General features: G+C 65.8%; 16 protein-coding genes. 2 read left to right on the top strand and 14 right to left on the bottom strand.

Translation table 11 applies throughout. The annotated features are described in order from the left end of the window. Positions 1–54 precede the first annotated feature (54 nt). Together BLT16_RS11985 and BLT16_RS11980 are read left to right on the top strand one after the other, a co-directional pair. Positions 55–1,644 (top strand): cryptochrome/photolyase family protein, encoded by a 1,590-nt coding sequence (locus BLT16_RS11985; RefSeq protein WP_089658742.1) that lies wholly within the window; start codon positions 55–57, stop codon positions 1,642–1,644. After that, positions 1,644–2,045: a thiol-disulfide oxidoreductase DCC family protein gene (locus BLT16_RS11980; RefSeq protein ID WP_089658741.1), complete on the top strand. Its 402-nt coding sequence runs from the start codon at positions 1,644–1,646 to the stop codon at positions 2,043–2,045. Before BLT16_RS11985 ends, BLT16_RS11980 begins: the two co-directional genes overlap by 1 nt. Positions 2,046–2,058: 13 nt before the next feature. On the opposite strand, the gene BLT16_RS11975 is transcribed toward BLT16_RS11980, so the two are convergent. The 14 genes from BLT16_RS11975 to rnr all read right to left on the bottom strand — a co-directional run bounded on the left by BLT16_RS11975 (position 2,059) and on the right by rnr (position 14,549). Then, a complete protein-coding gene (locus BLT16_RS11975) occupies positions 2,059–2,361 on the bottom strand; it encodes a DUF6482 family protein (protein WP_089658740.1) in 303 nt (100 codons plus the stop codon). Between the two features lie 136 nt (positions 2,362–2,497). Beyond that, positions 2,498–2,791, bottom strand: coding sequence for a hypothetical protein (locus tag BLT16_RS11970; RefSeq protein WP_089658739.1), 294 nt, complete (start codon positions 2,789–2,791; stop codon positions 2,498–2,500). A gap of 76 nt (positions 2,792–2,867) precedes the next feature. After that, positions 2,868–4,256 carry a replicative DNA helicase gene (gene dnaB / locus BLT16_RS11965; RefSeq protein ID WP_089658738.1) on the bottom strand — a complete coding sequence of 463 codons (1,389 nt, stop codon included), beginning with the start codon at positions 4,254–4,256 and terminating at the stop codon, positions 2,868–2,870. Positions 4,257–4,416: 160 nt separating this feature from the next. Beyond that, positions 4,417–5,328 (bottom strand): SMP-30/gluconolactonase/LRE family protein, encoded by a 912-nt coding sequence (locus tag BLT16_RS11960; protein ID WP_089658737.1) that lies wholly within the window; start codon positions 5,326–5,328, stop codon positions 4,417–4,419. Further along, positions 5,325–5,936 carry a 2-dehydro-3-deoxy-6-phosphogalactonate aldolase gene (locus tag BLT16_RS11955; RefSeq protein WP_089658736.1) on the bottom strand — a complete coding sequence of 204 codons (612 nt, stop codon included), beginning with the start codon at positions 5,934–5,936 and terminating at the stop codon, positions 5,325–5,327. Before BLT16_RS11955 ends, BLT16_RS11960 begins: the two co-directional genes overlap by 4 nt. A 25-nt stretch (positions 5,937–5,961) precedes the next feature. Further along, entirely contained in the window at positions 5,962–6,918 is a 957-nt protein-coding gene (locus BLT16_RS11950; protein WP_245701622.1) for a 2-dehydro-3-deoxygalactonokinase, read from the bottom strand. An 8-nt stretch (positions 6,919–6,926) separates the two neighbouring features. Beyond that, positions 6,927–8,075, bottom strand: coding sequence for a galactonate dehydratase (gene dgoD, locus BLT16_RS11945; RefSeq protein ID WP_089658734.1), 1,149 nt, complete (start codon positions 8,073–8,075; stop codon positions 6,927–6,929). Positions 8,076–8,095: 20 nt separating this feature from the next. Further along, positions 8,096–8,827: a FadR/GntR family transcriptional regulator gene (locus BLT16_RS11940; RefSeq protein WP_089658733.1), complete on the bottom strand. Its 732-nt coding sequence runs from the start codon at positions 8,825–8,827 to the stop codon at positions 8,096–8,098. 175 nt (positions 8,828–9,002) lie between these two features. Beyond that, positions 9,003–9,449: a 50S ribosomal protein L9 gene (rplI, locus tag BLT16_RS11935; RefSeq protein WP_089658732.1), complete on the bottom strand. Its 447-nt coding sequence runs from the start codon at positions 9,447–9,449 to the stop codon at positions 9,003–9,005. A gap of 15 nt (positions 9,450–9,464) precedes the next feature. Beyond that, entirely contained in the window at positions 9,465–10,316 is an 852-nt protein-coding gene (locus BLT16_RS11930) for a YybS family protein (protein WP_089658731.1), read from the bottom strand. 12 nt (positions 10,317–10,328) lie between these two features. After that, positions 10,329–10,556 carry a 30S ribosomal protein S18 gene (gene rpsR / locus BLT16_RS11925; protein ID WP_076746520.1) on the bottom strand — a complete coding sequence of 76 codons (228 nt, stop codon included), beginning with the start codon at positions 10,554–10,556 and terminating at the stop codon, positions 10,329–10,331. A gap of 27 nt (positions 10,557–10,583) precedes the next feature. Further along, positions 10,584–10,973, bottom strand: a complete 390-nt coding sequence (rpsF, locus tag BLT16_RS11920; RefSeq protein ID WP_089658730.1) for a 30S ribosomal protein S6 — start codon at positions 10,971–10,973, stop codon at positions 10,584–10,586. Positions 10,974–11,325: 352 nt separating this feature from the next. Then, the gene (gene rlmB / locus BLT16_RS11915) at positions 11,326–12,162 is read right to left on the bottom strand and encodes a 23S rRNA (guanosine(2251)-2'-O)-methyltransferase RlmB (protein WP_089658729.1); all 837 of its coding nucleotides are present in this window, start codon (positions 12,160–12,162) and stop codon (positions 11,326–11,328) included. Then, entirely contained in the window at positions 12,162–14,549 is a 2,388-nt protein-coding gene (gene rnr / locus BLT16_RS11910) for a ribonuclease R (RefSeq protein WP_089658728.1), read from the bottom strand. The genes rlmB and rnr overlap by 1 nt, the downstream gene beginning before the upstream one ends. Between the last annotated feature and the right edge of the window lie 301 nt (positions 14,550–14,850).

The following is a 14,850-nucleotide window of genomic DNA, read 5'->3' as shown; positions in this document are numbered from 1 at the left end:
CGGGGAGAATCACGTTATACTATCAGCATTATTTGTATAACTTCAGGTCAACCTATGTCCAAGCCATTGCTGCTAGTGCTCGGCGACCAGCTCAGCCTCGATCTCGCGATCCTGCAAGACGCCCCCGCCAACGCCGTTGTGGCGATGTGCGAGGTCGAGGACGAGGGCCGCTACGTACCGCACCACCCACAGAAAATCGCCATGATACTGGCGGCCATGCGTCATTTCGCCGAGGCACTGAGGGCCCGGGGCTTCCGGGTGCACTACAGCCGGCTCGACGACGACGACAACGCCCAGTCGCTGCTCGCCGAGGCGGAGCGCCTGGCCGAACGCTACGACTGCGATAGCATACAGGCGGTGCGTCCGGGTGAATGGCGACTATGGCAAGCGATGCGCGCACGCCGCAACGCCACCCTGCCCTGGCAGCTGCACGAGGACACCCGCTTCTTCACCACCCCCGACGACTTCGCCGCCTGGGCCGAGGGCCGCAAGACGCTGCGCATGGAGCACTTCTACCGCCAGCAGCGTCGCCGCAGCGGCCTGCTGATGGAAGCCGACCAGCCGGCCGGCGGCCAGTGGAACTTCGACCATGACAATCGTCAGCCCCTCGCCGCCAACGCCAGCCCCCCGGAGCCCCCGCGTCATCGTCACGACGCCATCACTCAGGAGGTGCTGGCGCTGGTGGCCGAGCACTTTGCCGACCATTTCGGTAGCCTGGAGGGGTTCAACTGGCCGGTGACCCGCCGCCAGGCGCTGGCCGATCTTCGCCACTTCCTCGATCACGCGTTGCCCGACTTCGGCCGCTTTCAGGACGCCATCAGCGACGCCGAGCCATGGCTGTTCCACTCGCGGCTGGCGCCGGCGCTCAATCTCGGCCTGCTGACGCCGCAGGAGGTGTGCCAGCGCGCCGAGCGGGAATACTACGAGGGGCGCGCCCCGCTCAACGCCGTGGAGGGCTTTATCCGCCAGGTCCTCGGCTGGCGCGAATATGTGCGCGGGCTGTACTGGACGCAGATGCCCGCCTACAAGACAGGTAATCACCTGGGCGCTCAGCGCGGGCTGCCGAGCAGCTACTGGAGCGGCGATACCGACCTGCGCTGCCTCAAACGCGCCATCGAAATGACCCACGACAACGCCTACGCCCACCATATCCAGCGGCTGATGGTGACCGGCAATTTCGCGCTGCTCTGCGGTGTCGCGCCGGAGGCGCTATGTGACTGGTACCTGGCGGTCTATGCCGACGCCTGCGAGTGGGTCGAACTGCCCAATACCCTGGGCATGGTGCTGCACGCCGACGGCGGTCTGATGGGATCCAAGCCCTACTGCGCCTCGGGCAAGTATATCGATCGCATGTCTGACCACTGCCGTCAGTGCCGCTACGATCCCAAGCAGATCACCGGCACCCACGCCTGCCCACTCAACAGCCTCTACTGGCACTTCCTCGAGCGCCACGCCGACAGCCTGTCGGATAACCCGCGCATGGCGCTGATCTACGGCTCGCTAAGGCGCATGGATGATGCCAAGCGCGATGCCATTCGCCAGCAGGCCGACGCCTTCCTGGCCCGTCTCGATGGCGAGGAAGGCTACGGCAGCGGCAATCAGCGCCAGGCACATGTCGATGGCTACTACCAGGAGATACCTTGATGACACGGCACCGCCCCCTCTCCGCTCGCTCACCGGTGACGCTGTTTCACGATGGGCACTGCCCGCTGTGTCAGCGCGAAGTGGCGTGGCTGGCACGGCATCCACGTCGCGATCGGGTACAGCTGGTGGATATCCAGGCCGACGATTTCAACGCCGAGGCGATGGGCAGCAGTTTCGAAGCGATGATGGGGCGACTGCATCTGCGCGATGCGGCAGGCCAGTGGTACGTGGGCATGGACGCCAGCCGCGCGCTGTATGCGGTGCTCGGCTACCGCCGGCTGGTGTGGATCAGCTGCCTACCGGGACTGGCAGGCGGGTTGGATGGGGTATATCGCTGGTTTGCGCGTCGCCGGGTACGGCTGGGACGCTGGTGGCTGGCACGCCGCGGGGGCACAGAGTGAGCTCGCCGCGGCGCTAGAACACCAGCGGCATGCGCGATGACAGCGGGTCGTTGTAGTGGGCATCACGTCCGATCATCTCGTCGTGGGCCACGTACTGCACCAGGTAGGCGCGATGGATGCCGGCGCGTTTGAGCTCGAGGTAGATATCATCGAGGGCTCGGAACATCACCGGCTTGCCACGCCGGCACAGCATATGCCGCTGACCTTCGACGTCCTCCAGCTCGAGCTGGTAGTAGCGGCTACCGGCGTGACTGATGACGCGAATCTCGAAATTGTCATGATCGGCGACGAACGCCTTGAGATGGTCGAACTCCATGGATATTGCTCCTGAAAAAGACGACGAAGCGTGAGGGAAATAGGGTCAGCATGGCTTCCCCAGATGACAGCGTCGTGTCCCTACGACGACAGATCTGTGACCCTGTCCAAGTCGTCAAGTTCCAGGCGCAGCCCGTTTATTGATAGTCCGAGGGGTCGATGGCCTTGCCCAGCGAATTGCGATCGACCCAGTTGCCCGCCTTGGTCTCCTTGTAGCGGAACACGACTCGGTCGCCGACCTTAACCGGTACTTCGGCGTCTTCGGTCTGGTAGCTGTAGGTTACGCCGTCGACCACCAGCCGGTAGCGATACAGGTCGGGCATGCCCAGCCACTCCTTGAATGGGCCTTCACGCTCGAGCTCCTGAAGCTCGCCGCGCCCTTCCAGTTTGGGAATGCGCTTGCGGTTACCGCGTCGAAATCCGCCTGCCATGAGGCCTCCTGTTGCGGGTTGCGTGGGGCTCGGCATTATACGGGCTGGGCGGCGTGGCTCAAGGCCGCCACCCTCGCTATTCGCCGAAGTGCTGGCCGTAGCTGTCCGGGGCCAGGTCCTCGAAGCGCGTGTACTTGCCGATGAACGCCATATGCACGGTGCCGATGGGACCGTTACGCTGCTTGCCGATGATCAGCTCGGCAAGGCCCTGATTGTCGGGATTATCTGGATTATAGACCTCGTCGCGGTAGACGAAGGCGATCACATCGGCGTCCTGCTCGATGGCCCCCGACTCACGCAGGTCCGACATCACCGGGCGCTTGTTGGGGCGTTGCTCCAGCGAGCGGTTGAGCTGCGACAGCGACACCACCGGACAGCCGAACTCCTTGGCCAGCCCCTTGAGCGAGCGTGAGATCTCGGAGATCTCGCCGGTGCGGTTCTCGGAGAAGCCAGGGATCTGCATCAGCTGCAGATAGTCGATCATGATCAGGCCGATATTGCCGTGCTCGCGGACGATGCGCCGCACCCGCGAGCGCATCTCGTTGGGTGACAGCGCTGCAGTGTCGTCGATGAACAGCTGCTTGTCCTTGAGCAGATTGACCGCCGAGGTCAGGCGCGGCCAGTCCTCATCCTCGAGCTGGCCGGTACGCACCCGGGTCTGGTCGATACGCCCCAGCGACGACAGCATGCGCAGCATCAGCGATTCGGCGGGCATCTCCATCGAGAACACCACCACCGGCTTGTCGCTGGAGATCACCGCGTGTTCGACCAGATTCATGGCGAAGGTGGTCTTGCCCATCGAGGGCCGTCCGGCAATGATCACCAGGTCCGAGGGCTGCAGGCCCGAGGTCATGTCGTCGAGATCGCGAAAGCCGGTCGACAGGCCGCTCATCTCGCCCTGCATGTTGAACAGCTCGTCGATGCGATCTACCGCCTTGGCCAGCAGGTCGCTCATGCCGATCGGGCCACCGCTCTTGGGGCGCTCCTCGCTGATCTGGAACACCAGCCGCTCAGCCTCGTTGACCAGTTCATCGGCGGGCCGCCCCTGGGGGGCGAAGGCGCTCTCGGCGACCTGATTGGCGGCCTGGATCAGCTTTCTGAGCGTGGCCCGTTCGCGCACGATATCGGCATAGGCGCGAATATTACTGGCCGAAGGCGTATTACGGGCCAGTTCGGCGAGATAGGCCAGCCCGCCGACGGTCTCCAACTGGTCACGGTTCTCGAGTGCTTCGGAGAGGGTTACCACGTCCAGCGGGTGCCCGCCTTCGGCCAGCCCCTGCATGGCGTTGAACACCAGCCGGTGTTCGTAGCGGTAAAAGTCACCGCCCACCAGCTGCTCGGAGACGGTGTCCCAGGCCTGGTTGTCGAGCATCAAGCCGCCCAGCACCGACTGTTCGGCTTCCAGCGAGTGGGGCGGCACCTTGAGCGCGGCGGTTTCCTGATCGGTTTCGACGATGTCGTTCATGACGCTTCACGGCCTGAGGGGAAATCGGGTTGGCTGGCGACAATGGCTGGCGCCGAGCCAAGGCGCATTCTACCCCAACCGATGCGGCCACTCCGAGTCGAACACCAAAATCCCCGATGCGATGGCGGCAAAACGCCAGGTGTCATGCTGAGACCAGCGCCTAGGCACCGGTAACACTCCCCTGCCCAAGCCGCAGCGCGGGCTCAGCGAGCCCCCTGACCCCCGGGCGAACCGCAAACAGGCTTCCCGCCTGCGGCTGATCGGCCAGCGCGTCGGCTGCGAGCCCCTCGCGAGCGGTGGTCACGTAGAGCGTGTCCAGATCGCGGCCGGCAAAGACCGGGCAGGAGGGCTGCGAGACTGGCAGCTGGAGCCTGGCGACTAGGCGACCGTCCGGCGCTATCCGCACCACCTGCCCCGCTCCCCACAGCGCCAGCCATAGATGACCTTCGACGTCGACCACGGCACCGTCCGGATTGCCCGAAACGCCGGTGAAATCGGCCCAGGCCTGGGGCTCCCCCAGCGGCCAGCCATCGGCGTCGAGGGCCCAGCGCATCACCACACCACTCGGCGTATCGGTGAACCACGCCCAGTCGCCATCGGGGGAGAAACAGATCGCATTGGGGATGGTCAGGTTGCTGCGTAGCCGCGACAGCGTCCCTCGATGCAGCCGATAGAGGCTGCCGGCGCCGGGCTCGGCGGCCTTGCCCATGGTCGAGAACCACAGGCTGCCGTGGCGGTCGACGCGGGCGTCGTTGCTGCGCGTTCGCGGATTGTCGGCTTCGACATCGCAGTAGCGTGCGACGTCGCCAGAAGCCGGATCGAAGCGGCTCAAGCCCTGCTCACCGACCAACAGCAGCCCACCCGTCGCCAGCGGTGCTGCCAGCGATAGCAGCTGACCGACGTCGTGCGTACCCGCGTCGCCGCTGACAGGGTCCAGCCAGTGCAGCCGACCGTTGAGGATGTCGCACCAGTAGAGCCGCTGCGCCTCGGCATGCCACTGGGGCCCCTCACCTAGCGTGCAGCGACAATCGACGGCGAGTCTGGCCTGCGGCCCTCCATCGGCCCCGCTCATTGGGCTGGCTCCGCCGCCTGCCACGCCGTCACCAGGCGGCGGGCCTGCTCGGCCACCTGGCCCGCCTCTTGCCCGGGCCGGTAGAGTGCACTGCCGAGCCCCGCGCCGTCGACGCCGGCGGCCCGCCAGTCAACGAAGTTATCGGCACCGATGCCGCCCACCGCATAGAGCCGGGTACCGACCGGCAGCACCGCGCGCAGCGCTTGCATACCGGCAATCCCGACCTGCACCGCGGGAAACAGCTTGAGGCCGCTGGCGCCGGCGTCGAGGGCCTCGAAGGCCTCGCTGGGCGTCACCACCCCGGGCCAGCTGTGCATGTCGTGCCGACGCGTCGCCTCGATCACCGCCGTGCGGCAGTTGGGCGAGACCACCAATTGGCCGCCGGCAGCATGCACGTCGCGCACCTGAGCGGCACTCAGCACGGTGCCCGCGCCGACCAGTGCGCGCTCGCCAAGCGCCTCACGCAGCCGGGCGATACTGTCGAGGGGCTGCGGCGAGTTGAGCGGCACCTCGAGGGTGGTGATACCGGCGGCGAGCACCGCCTCACCTATGGCTACTGCGGCGTCGGGAGTGACGCCGCGCAGGATACCGATCAGGGGTAGCGTCATAGCACAGTCTCCAGCGAGAGGGGGATCACAAGGCAGGCAACGCCTGATACGCCAGGCCCAGCCCGGCCAGCACCGCCGCGTCGCCGTCCAGGCGTTGGCTCTCATGGCCGAGCGCCTCCAGCGCCAGCGCATAGCGTGTACACAGCGCTGCGTTACCCACCAGGGTGATGGGGCCACTATCCGCCAGTTCGTCGCCCATTCCAGCCAGCTCCAGGCCCACGCAGAGCCCCGAGAGGCGAGCCGCCAGGCGCGCACTTCGCGCGTCGCCGGCGGGCAGCCCGGCATCCAGCAGGTCGCTGGCCCGCAGGCCAAACAGGCGGGCGGTATAGCGCCCCGGATTGGCGTGGATGTCGCGTACCGCGAACACGAACGCCTCGCGATCGCCGGGGGCGGCGAGGTCGTCCGCACCGATGGAGTGCTTGAGCACCGACTGGCGGGCCAGCAGGCCATACAGCTCACCGGTAAGGCAGGTGGTGAACCGGGTCACCGCCCCCTGCTCGAGTCGCGCCCACTTGGCGTGGGTACCCGGCAGGCAGACCAGACCCGAGAAGCGCCTATCGTCGGCTACCAGGCCGGCCAGTTGGGTCTCCTCGCCGCGCATCACATCGAACGCCCCCGCAGCGCTCTGGCAGAGTCCCGGCAGTAGCCGCACCGCCGGGCGCGCATCGTTGACTGGCGGGCACACCGCCCCGCGGGCCAGGTCGTCCAGCCGCGCCGGCAGCGGCAGATAGGCAGCCTCACGCCAGCCCTGGCGGGCCCCCGCCATGCCGCATACCAGCACCGGCGTTCGCCTGGAGGCGGGCAGCCAGTTGCCCACCACCTCGAGCAGTGCCGTTTCGTAGTCGCTAGAGGCGAGCGACAGCATGCCCCGCTCACTGCCTCCATGAGCCAGCACGCGGCCGGCGGCGGTAACGGCCCAGGCGCGCAGGTTGCTGGAGCCCCAATCGACGGCGATCCAGCCGACGTGGTCGGTAATCGGCATCGTGGTACTCACCATTCGGCGATCGAGCCGTCGTCGTGGGTCCACACCGGATTGCGCCAGCGGTGCCCGACCTTGGCGCGCTCCTCGACGAATGCCTCGTCGATCTCGACCCCCAGCCCCGGCCCCTGGGGAATCCCGCAGAAGCCGTCGTCGATGGCCAGCACCGACTTGTCGACCAGATAATCGAGGACATCGTTGTCGCGGTTGTAGTGGATGCCCATGCTCTGCTCCTGGATGAAAGCGTTGTGACAGACGGCATCCAGCTGCAGCGAGGTAGCCAGCGTCAGCGGGCCCAGCGGACAGTGCGGCGCCAAGGCCACGTCATGCGCCGAGGCCAGGGCGGCGATCTTGAGCCCCTCGCTGATGCCGCCACAGTGGGAGAGATCGGGCTGAACGATATCGATCATGCCGTCGGCCAACAGATCGCGGAACTGGAAACGCGTGTGCAGTCGCTCACCGGTCGCCAGCGGATAGCCGAGCCCACCTGCGATCTGCTTGAGACACGGCAAGTGTTCGGGGGCTACCGGCTCCTCGACGAACATCGGATGGAAGGGCTCCAGCTCACGCAGCAGCGCCTTGGCCATGGGGCGATGCACGCGGCCGTGAAAATCGATGCCGATGCCCACTGCTGGCCCCACCGCCTGGCGCGCCTCGGCGACCCTTGCCACCGCCTCGTCGATCTTGTGGTGGGAGTCGACGATCGCCAGTTCAGGGGTGCCGTTCATCTTGAAGGCGGTGAAGCCCTGCTCGGCAAGCCGCCGGGCTCCGGCGCCCACGTCGCTGGGGCGGTCGCCGCCGGTCCAGGCGTACATGCGCATCTTGTCGCGCACCGCGCCGCCCAGCAGTTGATGCACCGGGACGCCCAGGTCGCGCCCCTTGAGATCCCACAGCGCCTGGTCGATGCCGGCAATGGCGCTCATCAGGATCGGGCCGCCGCGATAGAAGCCGGCGCGGTAGAGCATGTTCCAGAGATGCTCGATGCGGTGCGGGTCCTCGCCGATCAGGTAGTCGGACAGCTCGTGCACGGCCGCCTCGACGGTGGCGGCACGCCCCTCGATGACCGGTTCGCCCCAGCCGTAGCAGCCCTCGTCGGTCTCGATCTTGAGGAACAGCCAGCGCGGCGGCACCTGCCAGGTCTTGAGTCGGGTGATCTTCATATGGGACTCCTAAGAGTGAATCAGGCGTCGATCGCCTCGGCGACAATACCCAGGTCGATAGCGGTGCGCTTGAGTACGTCGCGGGCGGCCTGTTCGGCGGCCATCGGGCGGCCGGTACGGATTGCCTCGAGCACGCGGCCGTGGCGCCTCAGGCTATCGTCAAGGGTCGCGACGCTGTGCTGTGAGCGCTGAATCAGCGCCACGATGGAGGGCCTCAGGAGATGCCCCATCTGCCGCCATACCAGATTATGACTGGCACGGTAGATGGCTTCGTGGAAGGCCAGATCGTGCTCGACGTGCTGCTCGGTTTGCCCGGCATTGGCGGTGATGCGCATGCCCTGAAATGCCCGGTCGATCTCGGCGATATCGCGCGGCTCGGCGGCGCTGGCAGCGAGGCCGGCGACCACCGGCTCGGCGGAGTAGCGGAAGGCAAAGATCTCGCGCACCAGTTGCGGGTCGGGGTTATTCAGCCCGGCCAGCCAGTCGCTCATCAGCGGGTCGAGAAGATGCCAATCGCTGATGGGGCAAACCCGGGTACCGCGGCCCGCGGTGCGTTCGATCAAGCCGGTGGCAGTCAGGCTGGCCAGGGCGTTGCGCACCTGATTGCGGCTGACGTCGAAGTGCTGGCAGAGGTCCAGCTCACGAGGAAACGCCTCGCCCGGCTGCCACTCGCCGGCCAGCAGCGCTTGGCCCAGCAGGCGCGCCAAGGCATCGGCGCCACCGTGATGGCGAGGCAGTTGATCGAGCGGCATGGCGCATCTCCTGAAGAACGGAGCACCAGCCTATTAAATGTCTGACATTTTGGCAAGCGCCACCACGCGCTTGCGCCCGCCAGACACGAGCAAGCCCCCGCAGCAGGGCTACGGGGGCTTGTTTGCACGGACGCTGGCGTCCTGCGACGGCAAGCGCCGTCGCGCGGCGTATCGCTTACTCGGCGACGACGACGACGCGCACGGTGGTGGCGACTTCGGCATGCAGCTGCAGGTCGATGTCGTACTCACCGGTGGCACGGATCGGACCTTCCGGCATGCGCACTTCGCTCTTGGCGATGTCGATGCCGGCAGAGGCGATCGCTTCGGCCAGGTCGCGCGGACCGATGGAACCGAACAGCTTGCCTTCGTCACCGGCCTTGGAGACCAGCGACAGTTCGATCTCGCTGAGCTGAGCGGCGCGTGCCTCGGCCTCGGCCTTGCGATCAGCGGCTTGCGCTTCAAGCTCGGCGCGCTGCGCGTCGAAAGCAGCGACGTTATCCTTGGTGGCCGGCACGGCGAGGCCGTAGGGCACCAGGTAGTTGCGGCCATAACCGGGCTTGACGGTGACCTTGTCACCCAGGCCACCCAGCTTGCCAATCTTGTCGAGCAGAATGACTTCCATCTCGTTAACCTCTTGTCAGTCGCTTCGGGCCAGTCGCCCACGGAAATCCGCAAGCGAATCGATGAAGGCCAGAAGCAGCACAATCAGAATCATGGGCCAGGTGGTTATCAGCAATACGTAGAAGGCCACCAACCACAGCCCGTTCATCCCCTTTACACCAATAAAACCATGTACCAGCGCAACGCCGGCCACCAGTAGCGGCACCCAACTGAGCATCGCCAGCGCCGGGATTCCCAGCAGCATGCCGATCACCCCCAGCACCACCAGCACCGCCAACTCCTTGGGTGCGACGCGCAGCGCGTGGAATTCCTCGCGAAAGCCGCCGGGATTATAGAGCCCGGCCTGCCAGCTGCGCGCCAGCGCCAGGCAAGCCACCGCAGCCACCAGCACGATCAGGCCGGTCACCCCGCCGATCAGCAGTACCGCCAGGCGCTCGGTATCGAGCCCCTGATTGGCGAACTCGGTGAGCATCCGGTCGACTTCCGCCGAATTCTGCCGCACCTGCTCCAGCAACGGACCCGCCCCACCGGGGGGCACGAACAGTCCCAACTGAACCATTGCCGCAGCGGCCAGAGCGCCGACGATCAACGCCTCGCTCCAGCGCATGCGGGCCCGCAGCACGCTGGCCATCAAGGTGACCAGCAGTACCGTGGCCAGCGGGATGGCATCCCCTTGCATCCACCACCAGCCGGAGGGCAGTGCAGCGGCGAGGATCACCGGCGTGGCCGGCGCCAACCCGCGGCGCAGGGTCACCAGCGCAGCGATGGCAGCACCGAACCAGAACAGCCAGGGTATGACGGAGGCGAGTGCCGCGGCACCCACCGCGTAGGGGGTACCGCGCATCAGCCAGCGGGCGACGGACAGCATCACGCCAATGGCTTACTGGTGGCTATCGGTGTACGGCAGCAGCGCCAGGTAGCGTGCCCGCTTGATCGCGGTGGACAGCTGACGCTGGTAGCGGGCCTTGGTGCCGGTGATACGGCTCGGAACGATCTTGCCGGTCTCGGTGACGTAGGCCTTGAGCGTATCGATATCCTTGTAATCGATCTGCTTCACGCCTTCGGCGGTGAAACGGCAGAACTTGCGGCGACGGAAAAAGCGTGCCATGTCGAGTCTCCTATGGACGTGCGGAAATCAGTTAGCTTCGGCGGTTTCTTCTTCGTTACGCTCGCGGGGCTTGTCCTCGCGGCGCGGACGCTTCTCTTCCGCCGGCTTCATCATCGGTGATGCTTCGGTGATGGCTTCCTTGCAGCGCACGACCAGGCTACGGATGATCGCGTCGTTGAAGCGGAAGATGTTCTCGATTTCCTCGAGGGTCTCGCCGCGGCACTCGACGTTCATCATCACGTAGTGAGCCTTGTGGATCTTGTTGATCGGGTAGGCCATATGACGGCGGCCCCAATCTTCCAGACGATGCACGGTACCGCCGCCCTCGGTGACGAGAGAGGTGTAGCGCTCGACCATCGCCTGAACCTGTTCGCTCTGGTCCGGGTGGACCATGAACACGATTTCGTAATGGCGCATGCTAGCTCCTTTCGGTTTGACAGCTTCCTGAGGCCTGACGCGGCATGACCAGGGGAAGCAAGGAGGTGATAGTAGAAATACTAATGCCCGCACGAAGGACGTACGGGCGCCAGTATTTTAGGGATTAAACACCGACATCGCAAGCTAAAGGCAAGGCGACACAGTGCGGCACCGCTCGAGACTGATCCGCCGGTAGGCCTACGAGGAGGCGCTGTAAACCCTTCCCTGGGCGCTACCTTGCGCCCTGCTGCGCTCTCGCATCCTGCTCCGCTTGCAGGACCGGGGCTGGCCATCCATGGCCAGCCCGTTCGGAGGAATCCTCCTCACCCATGGCGCAAACCTCCTCTTCGACCTACCGCCGGCGTCCCTCGCTAGCAGGCACTGCGCTAGCTTGACGCTGCCGCACCGCCTCGAACAGGCAGACGCCAGTGGCCACCGAGACATTGAGGCTGGAGACGCTGCCGGCCATCGGCAGCTTGACCAGGCCGTCGCAGGCCTCGCGGGTCAGGCGCCGCATGCCCTTGCCCTCGGCGCCCATCACCAGCGCCGTGGCGCCGCGGAAGTCGGCCTCGAACAGGCTGGCATCGGCCTCGCCGGCGGTGCCGGTGATCCACACCCCCAGCGACTTGAGCTTGGCCATGGCCCGGGCCAGGTTGGTGACCTGATAGACCGGCACGCTCTCCGCTGCCCCGCAGGCCACCTTGCGCACCGTGGCGTTGAGCGGCGCGGCCTTGTCCTTGGGCACGATCACCCCGTCGACCCCGGCTGCATCAGCGCTACGCAGGCAGGCCCCGAAGTTGTGCACATCGGTAACGCCGTCGAGGATCAGCAGCAACGGCGCGGCTGCCCGCTCGGGCCAAGCCTCGAGGCGCAGCCATAGCGAGGCCTCGCCTTCGGCGGCCAGCGGCGTGCAGAAGGCAACGATGCCCTGGTGGGAGGCTTCCTGAGCCAACTCATCGAGCACGTCGCGTGGCTGGCTGACCAACCGCGCACCACGCTGCTGGGCGGTGTCGACCAGCTCGGCGAGACGCGCCGCGGCGCCGCCCTCCTGCACCCACAGTTCGCGGGGGCGTTCACCGCGATCGAGCAGCGCACGCACCGCATGCACGCCGTACACCGCGTCCAGGCCACCAGGGGCCGGGGATTTCCTGCCCCCTGCCGGCCCCTTGCGACGCTTGTGGATCGCCATCAGTGTTGGCCGCCCTTGGGCTTACGCGGTCCGCGACGGCGCCGCGGCTTGCCAGCCGGCTTATCGCCCTTGCCGGCTTTGGCCTTGGCCGCAGGCGCGTCAGCCGACGGCTTGCGACGCTTGGGCGGACGCTGCGGCCGCGGCTTGTCGTCGACCAGGTCGAAGTCGATCTTGCGATCGTCGAGGTCCACGCGCGCCACCTGCACGGTGACGCCGTCACCCAGCCGGTAGGCAATCCCCGAGCGCTCGCCCTTGAGACGATGCTTCTCGGCCTCGTAGTGGTAGTAGTCGGATGGCAGCGAGGTCACGTGGACCAGGCCCTCGACGTAGATATCGTCGAGGCGCACGAAGATCCCGAACTGGGTGACCGAGGCAATGGTGCCATCGTAGACCTCGCCGAGCTTGTCGGACATGAACTCGCACTTGAGCCAGTCCTCGACGTCGCGGGTAGCATCGTCGGCGCGGCGCTCGGTCATCGAGCAATGCTCGCCGAGCTCGATCATCTGCTCGAAGGTGTAGGGGCACCAGTTGCTCGGTGGATCCACCGGCGCGCCTTCGGCACGCAGTACGGTGGCGGTCTGGCGCGGCCCGCGCACCACCGAGCGAATCGCACGGTGTACCAGCAGGTCCGGGTAGCGGCGGATCGGCGAGGTGAAGTGGGCGTAGGCCGGGTAGGCCAGACCGAAGTGGCCTTCATTATGCGGCGAGTAGACCGCACGGTTCATCGAGCGCAGCATCACGGTCTGGATGATGTCGGCGTCGGGACGATCCTTGATCACCTCGGAAAGCGCCCGGTAGTCCTGGGGCGTCGGGTCGTCACCGCCGCCTAGCGACAGGCCGAGCTCGTTGAGGAACAGCCGCAGCTTATCGAGGCGCTCCGGCGAGGGCGGCTGGTGAATGCGGTATAGCGCCGGCAGATCGTGCTTGTCGAGGAAGCGCGCAGTGGCCACGTTGGCAGCCAGCATGCACTCCTCGATGATCTTGTGGGCGTCGTTGCGTGAGCGCGGCACGATATTCTCGATCTTGCGCTCCTCGTTGAACAGGATCGCCGTCTCGGTCGTCTCGAACTCGATCGCACCACGCTCGCTGCGCGACTCACGCAGCAGGTGATAGAGCGCGTGGAGATTCTCCAGCGACGGCAACAGCTCGCGATACTCCTCACGCAGCGCGCTGCGCTCGGGGCTCTCGTCGCTCTCGAGAATCTTGCCCACCTTGTTGTAGGTGAGACGGGCGTGGGAGCGGAATACCGCCTCATAGAAACGGTAGCGGCTGATCGCCCCACTCTGGGAGATATTCATCTCACAGACCATCGCCAGACGATCAACGTCCGGGTTCAGCGAGCAGAGTCCATTGGAGAGCAGCTCCGGCAGCATCGGCACCACTTGGCCCGGGAAATATACCGAGTTGCCGCGGGTGTGGGCCTCCTGATCCAGCGCGCTGCCGGGGCGTACATAGTGAGAGACATCGGCGATCGCCACCAGCAGCTTCCAGCTGCCGGATTTGGTCTTCCACGCGCATACCGCGTCGTCGAAGTCCTTGGCACTCTCGTCGTCGATGGTCACCAGCGGCACGTCACGCAGGTCGATGCGGTGCGCCTTGTCGTCCTCGGCCACCTCGGCTGACATGCTGGCGATCTGATCGAGCACATCGGGGGGAAAGTCGGCGGGGATATCGTGACTGCGGATGGCGATATCGATCTCCATCCCCGGGTCCATACGCTCGCCGAGCACCTCGACCACTTCGCCCACCGGCTGCACCCGAGTCTCGGGCTGCTTGACGATCTTGGCCGAGACCACCTGGCCGTCCTGGGCACCGCCGCAGGCGCTGTGGGGGATGATCACTTCCTGGGAGATGCGCGAGTTTTCGGGGATCAGCACCCCGAACTCGTCGTTGTTCTGGCGGTAGACGCCGACAATGGTCTGGGTATTGCGCGCGATGATCTCGGCGATGGTCGCCTCGTCGCGGCCGCGGCGATCGCGACCGCTGACCCTGACCAGCACGTGGTCACCGTGGAACACGCGGCGCATCTGGCGCGGCGGCATTACCAGGTCGGGCTTCTTGCCATCATCGCGGACCAGGAAACCAAAGCCATCGCGATGGCCGAGCACCTTGCCCTTTATGAGGTCGAGCTTGTTGATCAGCGCATAGGCACCGCGGCGGTCGCGCAGGATCTGGCCGTCGCGCTCCATGGCCGCCAGGCGGCGGCGTACCGCTTCCAGCTGGTTCTCATCCTCGAGTCCCAGCATGCGGCTCATGTTCTCGTGGGTGATCGGCTTGCCATAGTCTTCCAGGCGAGCCAGCAGATATTCGCGGCTGGGGACGGGGTTATCGTACTTGTGGGCTTCACGTTCCGCGTGTGGGTCGTCGCTGAGCGTCCAATGAGTCATGCGAGGGGCGTCCTTGAAGAGATGCGCGCGAGGCACTGCGGGCGGGAGGCAATATTCGGTCGAATTGTCAATGTCATGGCGGCAGTATAGCGCCGCCGCTCTCCACACCCAACCCATTGCCGGCGCGAAACCCTTGATGGTGTGGAGGTCAAGGTCTTGAAAGCGCGGCAAGCCGCCGTTCAGGGCTTGCAATAAGAGACGAAATCGGTATGATGCACGCCACTTGCCCAGATGGCGGAATTGGTAGACGCGCTAGCTTCAGGTGCTAGTGTCCGTAAGGACGTGGAGGTTCAAGTCCTCT

The sequence above is a fragment of the Franzmannia pantelleriensis genome (assembly GCF_900102875.1).
GTDB classification, from domain to species: Bacteria; Pseudomonadota; Gammaproteobacteria; order Pseudomonadales; family Halomonadaceae; genus Franzmannia; species Franzmannia pantelleriensis.
This window is presented reverse-complemented; position numbering and strand designations above follow the sequence as displayed.

Coding starts and splice junctions, on each gene's coding strand:
- BLT16_RS11985 (WP_089658742.1), top strand. CDS start 55: ATGTCCAAGCCATTGCTGCTAGTGCTCGGCGACCAGCTCAGCCTCGAT.
- BLT16_RS11980 (WP_089658741.1), top strand. CDS start 1,644: ATGACACGGCACCGCCCCCTCTCCGCTCGCTCACCGGTGACGCTGTTT.
- BLT16_RS11975 (WP_089658740.1), bottom strand. CDS start 2,361: ATGGAGTTCGACCATCTCAAGGCGTTCGTCGCCGATCATGACAATTTC.
- BLT16_RS11970 (WP_089658739.1), bottom strand. CDS start 2,791: ATGGCAGGCGGATTTCGACGCGGTAACCGCAAGCGCATTCCCAAACTG.
- dnaB (WP_089658738.1), bottom strand. CDS start 4,256: ATGAACGACATCGTCGAAACCGATCAGGAAACCGCCGCGCTCAAGGTG.
- BLT16_RS11960 (WP_089658737.1), bottom strand. CDS start 5,328: ATGAGCGGGGCCGATGGAGGGCCGCAGGCCAGACTCGCCGTCGATTGT.
- BLT16_RS11955 (WP_089658736.1), bottom strand. CDS start 5,936: ATGACGCTACCCCTGATCGGTATCCTGCGCGGCGTCACTCCCGACGCC.
- BLT16_RS11950 (WP_245701622.1), bottom strand. CDS start 6,918: ATGCCGATTACCGACCACGTCGGCTGGATCGCCGTCGATTGGGGCTCC.
- dgoD (WP_089658734.1), bottom strand. CDS start 8,075: ATGAAGATCACCCGACTCAAGACCTGGCAGGTGCCGCCGCGCTGGCTG.
- BLT16_RS11940 (WP_089658733.1), bottom strand. CDS start 8,827: ATGCCGCTCGATCAACTGCCTCGCCATCACGGTGGCGCCGATGCCTTG.
- rplI (WP_089658732.1), bottom strand. CDS start 9,449: ATGGAAGTCATTCTGCTCGACAAGATTGGCAAGCTGGGTGGCCTGGGT.
- BLT16_RS11930 (WP_089658731.1), bottom strand. CDS start 10,316: ATGCTGTCCGTCGCCCGCTGGCTGATGCGCGGTACCCCCTACGCGGTG.
- rpsR (WP_076746520.1), bottom strand. CDS start 10,556: ATGGCACGCTTTTTCCGTCGCCGCAAGTTCTGCCGTTTCACCGCCGAA.
- rpsF (WP_089658730.1), bottom strand. CDS start 10,973: ATGCGCCATTACGAAATCGTGTTCATGGTCCACCCGGACCAGAGCGAA.
- rlmB (WP_089658729.1), bottom strand. CDS start 12,162: ATGGCGATCCACAAGCGTCGCAAGGGGCCGGCAGGGGGCAGGAAATCC.
- rnr (WP_089658728.1), bottom strand. CDS start 14,549: ATGACTCATTGGACGCTCAGCGACGACCCACACGCGGAACGTGAAGCC.